This is a genomic window from Cupriavidus lacunae (assembly GCF_003353055.1).
Lineage (GTDB): Bacteria > Pseudomonadota > Gammaproteobacteria > Burkholderiales > Burkholderiaceae > Cupriavidus > Cupriavidus lacunae.
In genome coordinates this window covers 1-12,738 of sequence record NZ_QKWJ01000039.1, presented here as the reverse complement: position 1 = coordinate 12,738, position 12,738 = coordinate 1, and the positions used below count along the sequence as shown (strand labels likewise).

Here is a 12,738-nt window from a genome sequence, read left to right as displayed (position 1 = left end):
CGGCGGCCATGCGTTAACATGGCCGCCATGCCAAGAACAATCGCCGCGCCTAGCCCATCGCCTCATGCATCGCGACCCGGCGCCCTGCTGCGCCGCCTGTCGCCACTGCTCTCGCCCATCCTTGCCGCCGTGCTGCTGGCCGGCGGTCCGGCACTCACCCCGGCGCAAGCCAGGCCGCCCGCCAAGGCGGCTAAGGCCGCCAAATCCGCAAAAGCTCCGAAGGCGGCGGCCGATGCGGCGCTGGTAAGCGCCGGCGTGCCGGCGCCAGTGGCCGCGGCGTTGCGCCGGGCCGGCGTGCCGGCTTCGGCGGCCAGCTTCTACGTGATCAGGCTGGGCGCCGGCACTGCCCGCGCCAGCTGGAACGCGCAGCAGCCGATGAACCCGGCCTCGACCATGAAGCTGGTCACCACCTTCGCCGGGCTGCAGTTGCTGGGGCCCGACTACCGCTGGCAGACCTCGCTTTACGCCGACGCCCAGCCTGGCTTCGACGGCACCATCGATGGCAACGTCTACCTGCGCGGCCACGGGGATCCCAAGCTGGTACCCGAGGAAATGGCCAAGCTGGTGGCCAAGGCGCGCGCCGCGGGCGCCACCGCCATCAATGGCGACCTGGTGCTGGACCGCAGCTACTTTGCCGATGGCCTGGACGGCAACGGCACCATCGACGGCGAGGCGCAGCGTGCCTACAACGTCGGCCCGGACGCGCTGCTCTATGCGTTCAAGACGCTGTCGTTCACGCTGACGCCGGACCCGGCCACCCGGACCGTGGCGGTCAGCGTCACGCCTGAGCTGGCCCAGCTCAAGCTGGACAACCGGCTGACACTGACCAACGGCCGCTGCGGCGACTGGCAGAGCAGCGCCAACCCGGCCGTGCTGCCGCAAGCCGACGGCACCGTGCTGGCCTCGTTCTCGGGCGCCTACGCCAGCGACTGCGGCGAGCACGTGCTCAATATCGCAACGCTGTCGCACGCGGAATTCACCTGGGGCGGCTTTGTCGCCGAGTGGCAGCGCGCCGGCGGGCGCTTTGCCCACTTGCCCGGGCTGCGCAGCGGCAAGGTGCCGCGCGGCGCGGTGCTGCTGGCGCGCCACTACGGCCTGCCGCTGGCGGATATCGTGCGCGACATCAACAAGTACTCCAACAACGTGATGGCACGCCAGCTGTTCCTGACCATCGGCGCCGAGATCGACCGCGGCGGCCCGGCCAGCACGGCGCGCTCGAGCCGCGTGGTGCAGCGCTGGCTGGCGCGCCAGGGGCTGGACATGCCCGGCCTGGTGCTGGACAACGGCTCGGGCCTGTCGCGCGCGGAACGTATCAGCGCCTACGACATGGCACGCCTGCTGCAGCAGGCAGCGGCCAGCAACGTCGGCCCCGCGCTGATCGATTCGCTGCCGGTGCTGGGCGTCGACGGCACGCTGCGCAACCGCCTGACGCGCGCCAATGCGGCCGGCAACGGCTACCTGAAGACCGGCACGCTGGCCGATGTGCGTGCGCTGGCCGGCTATGTGGATGCCGCCGACGGCGGCCGCTACGTGGTGGTGAGCATGATCAACCATCCCAACGCCGCACAGGCGCAGGAAGCCCACGACGCGCTGCTGCAGTGGGTGTACCGCGGCGCACCTTGAGGGTTCTCAAGGCTCCCTGAAGCACCTGGCGGCAGGCCACGGCGCCGCGCCGTGGCCTGCCGCCAACGCTGCGGCCGCATTTTGTTAAGCAGCCACTTACCAGCGCGCGATCCCACCCTATAATGCCAGGGTGCCGGCCGCGTCCTGCGGCGGCAGCCTTCCGGGCCGGCCCTCGGCCCCGGGCCTGCATTGCCCCCTCTTCCGCTGACATGACTTCCCGACAACCCGCGGTGTGGTTGCGCCTCTGGCATCGCTTCGCACCCGCCGAACGCGCCGGCTTTATCGACGGCGCGCGCTTCTTTGCCCCTTCCCTGCCCGCGGTGTTCTCCTGGGGCCTGGTGACCGGCGTGGCGATGAGCAAATCCGTGATGACCGTGCCCGAAGCCATCGGCATGTCGCTGCTGGTCTATGCCGGCTCGGCGCAGCTGGCGGTGCTGCCGCTGTTCGCCGCGGGCCTGCCGCTATGGACGATCTGGCTGACCGCGGCCGTGGTCAACCTGCGCTTCGTGATCTTCAGCGCCGGCATGCAGCCGCACTTCAGCTACCTGCCGCTGTGGCGGCGCACAATCCTGGGCTCGTTCAACGGCGACCTGCATTTCGTCTACTTCCTGCAGAAGTACAGCACCCCCGGCTACGAGCCCGGCAAGGAAGGCTATTTCTGGGGCATGGCGCTGACCAACTTCTGCATGTGGCAGGTGTCGTCGATCATCGGCATCGTGCTGGCCAGCCTGTTCCCGGACAGCTGGGGACTGGGGCTGGCCGGCACCATGGCGCTGATCCCGGTGATGATCGCCACCATCAACTCGCGCTCGACGCTGCTGGCGGTGGTGGTGTCGGCGGTGCTGGCGCTGCTGTGCTTTGACTTGCCGTACCGGCTCAGCCTGGTGGTCGCGGTGGTGGGCGCGATCGCGGCCGGCATGGCCAGCGACGACCTGGCCGCACGCGCCGCGCTGCGCGGCATCCGCCGGCGCAAGACCAAGGCCACCGAAGTCACCAACGCTTGCGCATCGGACGCACAGCCGGGAGACCGCGCATGAGCCATCTCGAGATCTGGATCGCCATCCTCGGCATGGCGGTCGTCACCATCGTCACGCGCGCGCTGTTCCTGATGGCCGGCGAGCATGTCACCGTGCCCGACCGCATCGCGCGGGCTTTGCGCTATGCGCCGGCGGCCGCGTTGGCGGCGATCATCCTGCCGGACCTGATGACCTGGCAGGGGCATTTCACGCTGGCGCTTACCAACTACAAGCTGATGGCGGGGATTGCTGCGACGTTGTTCTACGTGCTGACCCGGAAGATGGTGGGGATGATTCTGGTGGGGATGGCGGTTTATACGGCGCTGAGGTTGCTGGGGGGGTAAGGGGGCTGTTTCGTCGGCGTAGGTGGTGGGGCTCCTTGCTCGTTGGCTTGCTTGGGTAGGTAGGTCGGGTTCGATGTTGTCGTAGGTTTGACCGCCTGGTTCCGCCCTGCTGGGCGGGTCACTTTTTGTCCGAGCGACAAAAAGTAACCAAAAAACGCGTCGCCTCAGGCGGCTGGCCACCAATTTGGTGGTGGGGGTGGTTCGGGCGCCGGTGCTTGCCGTTTGGCGTGGCTGGTGGTTCGGGCCTGCTACGCACCCTGTCCGGTGCCCACATCGACGGACTATTGGACGAACCCGACTTTAGGCGGTTGGCAGCCTACTAAGTACCGCGTCGGTGGGACGCCTTCGGCTGCGCTTCGCGCCGGCCCTAACGTGGCAGGCGGACGACCACGTCCCGATTTGCGCTTTTTGCCCGGCAATACGACAGCCCCGTGCGAGCGCAGCAACGCACTCCGTGCCCGAGCACCCGACCTACGATACTGAGTGCGCGCAGCGCAGCCGAAGGCGTCCTACCGATAACCTCGTTAGCAGGCTGCCAATAGCCTAAAGTCGGGTTCGTCCAATAGTCCGTCGACGTAGGCACCGGACAGGGTGCGTAGCAGGCTCGAACCACCGACCACATCGAACGGAAATCACCACCGCTCGAACCACCAACACCGTGAAATGGATGGCCAGCCGCCAGAGGCGACGCGCTTTTTGGTTACTTTTTGTCGCTCGGACAAAAAGTGACCCGCCCAGCAGGGCGGAACCAGGCGCTTAATCCTACGACAACATCGAATCCGACCTACCTACCCAGACCAACGAGCAGAAAGCCCACCTCACCCCCCAAACGCCGCCGCCGCCCGCTCCAACCGATCCCGCACCCCAGCCCAGTCCTGCCCCTCCGGTAACACCTCGAACATCAACTGCGTATAGCCCTGCTTGTCCAGCTTGCGCAGCAGCCGGTACAGCTCCCGCGCATAGGCAACCGCATCATTCGGCGCCTGCACCCAGGTACAACGCTGGTCCACCAGCGGCGCCCGCCCGACCCACGCCACGCGTGCATCGTCCGGCAGCGAGGCCAACTGCGCCGAAGCGGCTTGCGCATCGGCCATCAGCAGCGGCGTATGCGGTGCGTAGTGGGCCTTGAGCGTCCCGGAAGCCCGCGGTGCCGCGGCATCGGGCGGCAGCGGCGGCGCACCCAGTACCTGCGCCATCATCGCCGCGGTGATCGCTCCCGGACGCAGCAGCACCGGGCCGATGCCCTGGTCCAGCCGCGACAGGTCGACGATGGTCGATTCGATCCCCACCTCCACGCCATCGCCTTCCAGCACATAGACCGCATCGCCGAATTCATCGCGCACATGCTGCGCGGTGGTCGGACTGACCTGGCCGAATTTGTTGGCCGATGGCGCGGCAATGCCGCCGCGGCCGCGCTTGAAGCGCGCCAGCAGCGCCTGCGCCACCGGGTGCGAGGGGCACCGCACGCCGATGCTGTCCTGGCCGCCGGCAACGGCCGGGTGGATATGCGCGGCGCGCTTGAGAATCAGCGTCAGCGGGCCGGGCCAGAAGGCGTCGATCAGCTGCCGCGCGGCCTCGGGGACCTCGTCGGTCCAGTAGCCGATATCGGCGCCGTCCACCACGTGGACGATCACCGGATGGTTCGACGGCCGGCCCTTGAGCGCGAAGATGCGGGCGACCGCCTCGGGGTTCTCGGCGTCGGCGCCGAGCCCGTAGACGGTTTCAGTGGGAAAGGCGACCAGTTGCCCGGCCTCGAGCAGGCGGACGGCTTCGTCCAGTTCAGCGGCCGTGGGCATGCGCTGCGACATCGTGATCCTTGGAGCTATAGCTTCAGAGCGGAATGTGCAGCGCCTGCGCGGCGGCGGCAAAGGCGGCGTCGGCCGCTTCGGCATGTTCGCCGACGCAGTTGACGTGCCCCATCTTGCGCGACGGGCGCGCATCGCTCTTGCCGTACAGGTGCAGCTTGGCGCCGGGCTGCCCCACCACTTCGTCCCAGGCAGGGGTGCGCTCCAGGCCGAACTCGAACCACACGTCGCCCAGCAGATTCAGCATCTTGCCGGCCGAGTGCTGGCGCGTGCTGCCCAGCGGCAGCCGCGCCATGGCACGCACCTGCTGCTCGAACTGGCTGGTTTCGCACGCGTCCATGGTGATATGGCCGGAGTTGTGCGGGCGCGGTGCCATCTCGTTGGCGACCAGCGAGCCATCGGTCAGCACGAAGAACTCGATGCACAGCACGCCCACGTAGCCCATCTCGGTGGCAATGGCGGCGGCCGCGGCGCGCGCGCAGTCGGCAATGTCGGGCGAAACGCTGGTCGACGGCATTTCCGTCGAGAACAGGATGCCGTCGCGATGCACGTTCTCGGCCAGCGGCCAGGTGGCGGTGGAGCCGTCCGCGGCACGCGCGGCCAGCACCGACACCTCATAGGCCAGCGGCAGCATCTGCTCCAGCACGCATGGCACGTGCTGCATAGCGTTCCACGCGGCGCGCACATCGTCGCGCGTCTTCACGCGCGCCTGGCCCTTGCCGTCGTAGCCCATGCGCGCGGTCTTGAGGATGCCGGGCAGCACGTGGTCGGGCAGCTGGTCGATATCGGCATCGTGCTGGATCACCCAGTGCGGAGCCGGCGACACGCCGGTGCGCTCGGCGCACGCGGCAAAGAACTTCTTCTCGCCGATGCGGTTCTGCGCGATCGACACGCAGTAGCCGCGCGGCGCGACAAAGGCGCCCAGCTGCTCCAGCCGGTCCAGCGACAGCGACGGCACGTTCTCGAACTCGGTGCTCACCGCCTGGCACAGCTTGCCCATCTCGGCGAGCGCGGCCTCGTCGGTGTAATGCGCACAGATATGCTTGTCCGCCACCGAGCCCGCCGGGCTGTCCTGGTCCGGGTCGAGCACGCACACGCGATATCCCATCGCCTGCGCCGCATGCGTGAACATGCGGCCAAGCTGGCCGCCGCCCAGCATGCCGAGCCACGCACCGGGCAGGATGGGCGCGTCGGGGCGGTCGACGCCGAACTCGGCGCGCGATTCCGGCGTGTGGGCTTCGGAGAGGTAGGGATGGATATCGGTAGGCATTGCTCGGTTCCGTGGGAGGTCCGGATGGTTACAGCGGCAGCATTACAGCGGCAAAGTCATCGCGCGCGCGGCTTCGGTCTGCCTGGCGCGGAACGCTTCCAGCGCGGCGGCCAGCGCCTCGTCGGTGGTGGCCAGCGTGGCGATCGCGTGCAGCGCGGCATTGGCGGCACCCGCCTCGCCGATGGCGAAGGTGGCCACCGGCACGCCCTTGGGCATCTGCACGATCGACAGCAGCGAATCCTCGCCGCGCAGGTACTTGGACGGCACCGGCACGCCGAACACCGGCACGATGGTCTTGGCGGCGATCATGCCGGGCAGGTGCGCGGCCCCGCCGGCGCCGGCGATGATGGCGCGGATGCCGCGGCTGCGCGCGCTCTCGGCATAGCGGAACATATCGTCCGCCATGCGGTGCGCGGATACCACCTGGGCCTCGAACGGCACGCCGAAATCCTTCAGCATGGCCACCGCGTGCTGCATCACGTCCCAGTCGGAACTGCTGCCCATCACTACGCCGACCAGCGGCTTTTGAGTATTGCTCACTTCAAGATCCTTCTTGTTTGCTCCCCTCTCCCGCTTGCGGGAGAGGGGCCGGGGGAGAGGGCCAGCGCTTCTCGACGCGTGGCACCTTGCTAAACCACCCCTCTCCCCGGCCCTCTCCCGCTGAGGGGAGAGGGAGAACACCGTTGGCTTTTGGAAAGCCGGTGGCAACGAAACTTTAATTCAGTTCTTCGCCCGTCAGGCGCGTCAGCGCTTCACGGTACTTGGCGGCGGTCTTCTCGATCACGTCGTCGGGCAGTTGCGGCGCCGGCGCGGTCTTGGGCCAGGGCTTGCCGTCGATGCGCACGGCTTCCAGCCAGTCGCGCACGAACTGCTTGTCGAACGACGGCGGGTTGGTGCCCACCTGGTACGAATCGGCCGGCCAGAAGCGCGACGAATCGGCGGTCAGCACCTCGTCCATCAGCGTCAGCACGCCGTTGTCGTCCAGGCCGAACTCGAACTTGGTGTCGGCGATGATAATGCCGCGCGTGGCCGCGAACTCGGCCGCTTCCTTGTACAGGCGGATCGAGATCTCGCGCATCTGGCGCGCCAGCGCGATGCCGATGCGGGCCTCGACCTCGGTGAATGAGATGTTCTCGTCGTGCTCGCCCATCTCGGCCTTGGCCGCCGGCGTGAAGATCGGCTCGGGCAGCTTCTGCGCGTTCTGCAGGCCCGGCGGCAGTTCGATGCCGCACACCTTGCCGGTAGCCTGGTAATCCTTCCAGCCACTGCCGGCAAGGTAGCCGCGTACCACGGCCTCGACCAGGATCGGCTTCAGGCGCTTGACCACCACGGCGCGGCCCTTGACCTGCTCCACTTCCCCGGCCGCTACCACGGTCTCGGGCGCGATGCCGGTCTCGTGGTTCGGCACGATGTGCGCGAGCTTCTTGAACCAGAAGTTGGCCATCTGGTTCAGCACGCGGCCCTTGTCGGGGATCGGCTCGCCCATGATGACGTCGAACGCCGACAGGCGGTCGGTGGTGACGATCAGCAGCTTGTCATCGCCGACGGCATAGTTGTCGCGCACCTTGCCGTGGCCCAGCAGCGGCAGCGAATTGATGGAGGACTGGTAGAGAGCGTTGGACATGATGGTTCCGATAAAACGGCGAAGCCGCCGGGCGCTGGATGCGTGCCGCGGCGGCCGGAACTGCAACCCGCCTTCCCCTTGCGCGGAAGGCGGACAAGGGACATTACTGCACGACCTGCGCCAGCTTGCCCGACTTGTACTGCTGTGCGACGTCGGTCAGGCCGACCGGCTTGATCTTGCTGGCCTGGCCTTCGCAGCCAAAGGCGATGTAGCGCGCCTTGCACACCAGCTTGGCGGCTTCGCGGGCCGGCTTCAGGTACTCGCGCGGGTCGAACTTGCCCGGGTTCTCGGCAAGGAAGCGGCGGATCGCGCCGGTCATGGCCAGGCGGATGTCGGTGTCGATGTTGATCTTGCGCACGCCGTACTTGATCGCTTCCTGGATTTCCTCGACCGGCACGCCGTAGGTTTCCTTCATGTCGCCGCCGAACTGACGAATCTCTTCCAGCAGTTCCTGCGGAACGGACGACGAGCCGTGCATCACCAGGTGGGTGTTGGGGATGCGGGCGTGGATTTCCTTGATGCGGCTGATCGCCAGGATGTCGCCGGTGGGCTTGCGGGTGAACTTGTAGGCGCCGTGCGAGGTGCCGATGGCGATGGCCAGGGCGTCCAGCTGGGTGGCCTTGACGAAGTCGGCGGCCTGCTCGGGATCGGTCAGCAGCATGGAGTGATCCAGCACGCCGACGGCGCCGATGCCGTCTTCTTCGCCGGCTTCACCGGTTTCCAGCGAGCCCAGGCAGCCCAGTTCGCCTTCCACGGTCACGCCGACGGCGTGGGCCAGCGCCACCACCTTGCGGGTGACGTCGATGTTGTATTCGTACTCGGCCGGGGTCTTGCCGTCTTCGCGCAGAGAGCCGTCCATCATCACCGACGAGAAGCCCAGGTCGATCGCGCCCTGGCAGATCGCCGGCGACTGGCCGTGGTCCTGGTGCATCACCACCGGGATATGGGGATAAGCCTCTACGGCGGCTTCGATCAGGTGGCGCAGGAAATGCTCACCGGCGTATTTGCGCGCGCCTGCCGAGGCTTGCATGATCACCGGGGCGTTGACCTCGTCGGCGGCCTGCATGATGGCCTGCACTTGCTCGAGGTTGTTGACGTTGAAGGCCGGCAGGCCGTAGCTGTTCTCGGCAGCGTGATCCAGCAGCTGGCGCATCGAAACGAGTGGCATGTCTAACTCCTAAATAAAAATGGGGTGTCTTCCGCTTATTTTTTTGTCGGCGTCCTCAGCTGCCCACCCTGACGATCTTCAGGGTATTGGTGCCGCCCGGCTGGCCCATCGGCTCGCCAATGGTCAGCACGATGAAATCGCCGCGCTGCACCACGCCCTGCGCCAGCAGCAGTTCCTCGGCCTGCTCCAGCGCGGTGTCGCGGTCGGCGCTGGACTGCAGCGGCAGCGGCACCACGTTGCGGTACAGCTGCATCTTGCGCTGCGAGGCCAGGTTGGGCGTCATCGCATAGATCGGCACATGGATGCGGTGGCGGCTCATCCACAAAGCCGTGGCGCCGGAATCGGTCAGCGCGGCAATCGCCTTCACCTGCAAATGATAGGCCGTGAACAGCGCCCCCATCGCCACCGACTGGTCGATGCGCGAAAAGGTCTGGTTCAGGAAATCGGTGTCGAGCTGCACCACCTCGGACTTCTCGGCCTCGACGCAGACCGCGGCCATGGCCTCGACGGTCTCCACCGGGTAGCGCCCGGCGGCGGTCTCGGCCGACAGCATCACCGCGTCGGTGCCGTCCAGCACGGCGTTGGCCACGTCCGAGACCTCGGCGCGCGTGGGCACCGGATTGACGATCATGCTCTCCATCATCTGGGTGGCGGTGATGGTCAGCTTGTTGGCCTCGCGCGCCAGCTTGATCATGCGCTTCTGCAGCGCCGGCACGGCTGCGTTGCCCACCTCCACAGCCAGGTCGCCGCGCGCCACCATGATGCCGTCGGAGGCTTGCAGGATTTCTTCCAGCACGCCCGGACGGATGGCCTCGGCGCGCTCGATCTTGGCGATCATGCGGGCCCGGTGGCCGTGCGGCTGGCCGGCCACGGCGGCCAGCTGGCGCGCCATTTCCATGTCGGTGGCGTTCTTGGGGAAGCTGACGGCGACGTAGTCCGCGCCCAGGGCCATGGCGGTCTTGATGTCGTCCATGTCCTTGGCGGTCAGCGCCGGCGCCGACAGCCCGCCGCCCTGGCGGTTGATGCCCTTGTTGTTGGACAGCTCGCCGCCCACGCGCACGGTGGTGAAGATCTCGCTGCCGAGCACGCGCTCCACCACCAGCACGATCAGGCCGTCGTTGAGCAGCAGCAGGTCGCCCGGGCCGACGTCGCGCGGCAGGTCCTGGTAGTCCAGGCCGGCGCGCTGCTCGTTGCCGAGCTGGCAGTTCGAATCGAGGATGAACGGGTCGCCCGGCTTGAGCGTGATCTTGCCGTGCTCGAACTTGCCCACGCGGATCTTGGGCCCCTGCAGGTCGGCCATGATGGCGACTTCGCGCCCGCATGCCTGCGCCGCCTCGCGCACCAGCCGGGCGCGGTCGAGGTGGTCCTGGGCGGTGCCATGCGAAAAGTTCAGCCGCACCACGTCGACCCCCGCCGCGATCATGCGGGTCAGGATTTCCAGCGAGCTGGAGGCGGGGCCGATGGTGGCGACGATCTTGGTGGAACGAGTCATGCGCGGATTTCCTGGTTCAGGGCCAATGGCCCAGGGGCCCACTAGCGCGGACCGGCGGGCCGCTGGGGCACCGCCAGGCCCGGGACGGATGCGTCAGCCTGCGGCGCGCTGCTCCAGCACTTCGAATGCGGGCAGCTTCTTGCCCTCCAGGAATTCCAGGAAAGCGCCGCCGCCGGTGGAGATATAACCCACGCGGTCGGCAATGCCGTACTTGGCGATCGCGGCCAGCGTGTCGCCGCCGCCGGCGATCGAGAATGCCTTCGATTCAGCGATGGCCTGGGCCAGCACCTTGGTGCCATTGCCGAACTGGTCGAATTCGAACACGCCGACCGGGCCGTTCCAGACGATGGTGCCTGCGGCCTTCAGTTGCTCGGCCAGCATGGCGGCGGTCTTTGGACCGATGTCCAGGATCATTTCGTCATCGGTCACGTCCTTGACGTCCTTGACCGTGGCCGCGGCGTTGGCGCTGAATTCCTTGGCGCACACCACGTCGACCGGGATCGGCACCGAGGCGCCACGGGCGGCCATGATGTCGATGATCGCCTTGGCGTCGCCGACCAGGTCGGCTTCGGCCAGCGACTTGCCGATCTTCAGTCCGGCGGCCAGCATGAAGGTATTGGCGATGCCGCCGCCGACGATCAGGTTGTCGACCTTGTCGGCCAGCGACTTCAGGATGGTCAGCTTGGTCGAGACCTTGGAGCCGGCCACGATCGCCACCAGCGGGCGCGCGGGCTGGCCCAGCGCCTTGCCCAGCGCGTCGATCTCGGCGGCCAGCAGCGGGCCGGCGCAGGCGATCGGGGCGTACTTGGCGATGCCGTGGGTGGTGGCTTCGGCGCGGTGGGCGGTGCCGAAGGCGTCGTTCACGTAGACGTCACACAGCTTGGCCATCTTCTGGGCCAGTTCGTCGCTGTTCTTCTTTTCACCCTTGTTCACGCGGCAGTTTTCCAGCAGCACCACCTGGCCCGGCGCCACGTCGACGCCGTCGACCCAGTTCTGCACCAGCCTGACCGGCTTGCCCAGCAACTCCGACAGGCGCGTGGCGATCGGCGCCAGCGAGTCCTCGGGCTTGAACTCGCCCTCGGTCGGGCGGCCCAGGTGGGACGTGACCATCACCGCGGCGCCGGCGGCCAGGCAGGCCTCGATGGCGGGCACGGAAGCGCGGATGCGGGTGTCCTCGGTGATATTGCCGGCGTCGTCCTGTGGCACGTTCAGGTCGGCGCGGATGAACACCCGCTTGCCGGAGATTTTGCCTTGGGAAATCAGATCGGAAAGACGCAGGACAGAGGTCATGACGGTGGATGGCGCGAGATTTCGCTGCAAATTCGGGGAAACAGGCATTTTACCTGATCACGATCAACGCTTTACCGATTCCGGACCGTGGCGGACCAGTGATGCGCCCTGAAAATCACAATCACACGGCGCGCCCTCGCCCCGACGAGTCCATACCCCCACGAAAGAAGGGTCGCTCCCATTTCCCGCATACCCCCCGAGTGCGGTAATGTATGTAACGTCTGCTACAACAGACACGCAGGAACCCCAGAGCCGGTCTCAGAAACGGCCATGACAACGGGCGGCCAATAGCAAGCAGCCAGAACAATAAAGGATGACGGTGTGCGGGCGGACGCACGGCCGGCGCCGCGCATTATCTGTCGCGAATGCAAGGGGTAAGTCAGATGAAAGAAGCCGATATGCACGGAGCGATCCGTGGCTTGTACGAGGGCATTCTCGATCCCGGAACCTGGCAGAACAGCCTGCGCGCCCTGACGGAACTGGCGGGCACGGCACATGCCTCGATGATGGTCTGGGACACGGTGCGTGACCAGATCACCGTCAACGAGATCGTCAATCCGGTGGCGGAGCTGTTCAGCGAGTACGAATCGGATTACCAGGCCATCGATCCGGCCAAGCGGTTCGCGCCGCGCTTGCAGCCGGGCGACTGGTATATCGACGCGCGCGAACTGGGCGAAGGCACCATGGCCCGCCACCCGTTCTACCGCGATTTCTTCCACCGCTACGACCTGCGCTCCTACGTGGCCTGCCTGGTCGAGCGCCAGCCGCACTACGAAGTCTATTTTTCGATGCAGCGCGCGCGCACGCAGCCGCTGTTCTCGACCGCCGACACCAGCGGCATGGACTGGGTCATCCCGCATATGCGCAGCGCCATGGCGATGCGCGACCGCACTCTGGGGCTGACGGTGCTGGCGCGGCTGTCGACGCAGCTGGTGGAGCGGCTCAACTTCGCCCTGCTGGTGTTCTCGCCGCAGCGCCAGGTGCTCCAGAGAAACGAATTGAAGACGACTACCGTGAGGGGGCCATTATCATGAAGCTGTCCCCACGGGATGGATCTGGAAGCCAAGGGCAGTCGCGCGGCGCCGTAGCGCGGCGATGCTGCGCTG

At 67.1% G+C, this 12,738-nt stretch carries 10 protein-coding genes and 1 pseudogene; 4 read left to right on the top strand and 7 right to left on the bottom strand.

What is annotated here, in order from left to right:
• Positions 1-18 precede the first annotated feature (18 nt).
• From dacB to DN412_RS25340, 3 genes are all read left to right on the top strand, one after another.
• Positions 19-1,623: a D-alanyl-D-alanine carboxypeptidase/D-alanyl-D-alanine endopeptidase gene (dacB, locus tag DN412_RS25350; protein WP_115214100.1), complete on the top strand. Its 1,605-nt coding sequence runs from the start codon at positions 19-21 to the stop codon at positions 1,621-1,623.
• Between the two features lie 209 nt (positions 1,624-1,832).
• A complete protein-coding gene (locus DN412_RS25345; protein ID WP_115214099.1) occupies positions 1,833-2,660 on the top strand; it encodes an AzlC family ABC transporter permease in 828 nt (275 codons plus the stop codon).
• Positions 2,657-2,983, top strand: a complete 327-nt coding sequence (locus DN412_RS25340; protein WP_115214098.1) for an AzlD domain-containing protein — start codon at positions 2,657-2,659, stop codon at positions 2,981-2,983. Before DN412_RS25345 ends, DN412_RS25340 begins: the two co-directional genes overlap by 4 nt.
• 818 nt (positions 2,984-3,801) lie before the next feature.
• On the opposite strand, the gene DN412_RS25335 is transcribed toward DN412_RS25340, so the two are convergent.
• The 7 genes from DN412_RS25335 to DN412_RS25305 all read right to left on the bottom strand — a co-directional run bounded on the left by DN412_RS25335 (position 3,802) and on the right by DN412_RS25305 (position 11,632).
• The gene (locus tag DN412_RS25335) at positions 3,802-4,791 is read right to left on the bottom strand and encodes an L-threonylcarbamoyladenylate synthase (protein WP_115214097.1); all 990 of its coding nucleotides are present in this window, start codon (positions 4,789-4,791) and stop codon (positions 3,802-3,804) included.
• Between the two features lie 22 nt (positions 4,792-4,813).
• Positions 4,814-6,058, bottom strand: a complete 1,245-nt coding sequence (locus tag DN412_RS25330; protein WP_115214096.1) for a 5-(carboxyamino)imidazole ribonucleotide synthase — start codon at positions 6,056-6,058, stop codon at positions 4,814-4,816.
• 42 nt (positions 6,059-6,100) lie between these two features.
• Complete coding sequence (gene purE / locus DN412_RS25325; RefSeq protein ID WP_115214095.1) at positions 6,101-6,598, bottom strand: 5-(carboxyamino)imidazole ribonucleotide mutase; 498 nt, start codon at positions 6,596-6,598, stop codon at positions 6,101-6,103.
• Between the two features lie 175 nt (positions 6,599-6,773).
• Positions 6,774-7,682: a phosphoribosylaminoimidazolesuccinocarboxamide synthase gene (locus DN412_RS25320; RefSeq protein WP_115214094.1), complete on the bottom strand. Its 909-nt coding sequence runs from the start codon at positions 7,680-7,682 to the stop codon at positions 6,774-6,776.
• A gap of 103 nt (positions 7,683-7,785) precedes the next feature.
• A complete protein-coding gene (gene fba / locus DN412_RS25315; protein WP_078195366.1) occupies positions 7,786-8,850 on the bottom strand; it encodes a class II fructose-bisphosphate aldolase in 1,065 nt (354 codons plus the stop codon).
• A gap of 55 nt (positions 8,851-8,905) precedes the next feature.
• Positions 8,906-10,342: a pyruvate kinase gene (gene pyk / locus DN412_RS25310; RefSeq protein WP_115214093.1), complete on the bottom strand. Its 1,437-nt coding sequence runs from the start codon at positions 10,340-10,342 to the stop codon at positions 8,906-8,908.
• Between the two features lie 93 nt (positions 10,343-10,435).
• Positions 10,436-11,632 (bottom strand): phosphoglycerate kinase, encoded by a 1,197-nt coding sequence (locus DN412_RS25305; protein ID WP_115214092.1) that lies wholly within the window; start codon positions 11,630-11,632, stop codon positions 10,436-10,438.
• 383 nt (positions 11,633-12,015) lie between these two features.
• Between DN412_RS25305 and DN412_RS25300 the strand changes: the two are divergent.
• Positions 12,016-12,627, top strand: a pseudogene (locus tag DN412_RS25300) (helix-turn-helix transcriptional regulator); the annotation flags it as partial.
• Positions 12,628-12,738 lie beyond the last annotated feature (111 nt).

Bases quoted from the DNA above. Each gene is read 5' to 3' on its own strand.
- pyk (WP_115214093.1), bottom strand. From the start codon at position 10,342: ATGACTCGTTCCACCAAGATCGTCGCCACCATCGGCCCCGCCTCCAGC.
- DN412_RS25345 (WP_115214099.1), top strand. From the start codon at position 1,833: ATGACTTCCCGACAACCCGCGGTGTGGTTGCGCCTCTGGCATCGCTTC.
- fba (WP_078195366.1), bottom strand. From the start codon at position 8,850: ATGCCACTCGTTTCGATGCGCCAGCTGCTGGATCACGCTGCCGAGAAC.
- DN412_RS25330 (WP_115214096.1), bottom strand. From the start codon at position 6,058: ATGCCTACCGATATCCATCCCTACCTCTCCGAAGCCCACACGCCGGAA.
- dacB (WP_115214100.1), top strand. From the start codon at position 19: ATGGCCGCCATGCCAAGAACAATCGCCGCGCCTAGCCCATCGCCTCAT.
- DN412_RS25320 (WP_115214094.1), bottom strand. From the start codon at position 7,682: ATGTCCAACGCTCTCTACCAGTCCTCCATCAATTCGCTGCCGCTGCTG.
- DN412_RS25335 (WP_115214097.1), bottom strand. From the start codon at position 4,791: ATGTCGCAGCGCATGCCCACGGCCGCTGAACTGGACGAAGCCGTCCGC.
- DN412_RS25340 (WP_115214098.1), top strand. From the start codon at position 2,657: ATGAGCCATCTCGAGATCTGGATCGCCATCCTCGGCATGGCGGTCGTC.
- DN412_RS25305 (WP_115214092.1), bottom strand. From the start codon at position 11,632: ATGACCTCTGTCCTGCGTCTTTCCGATCTGATTTCCCAAGGCAAAATC.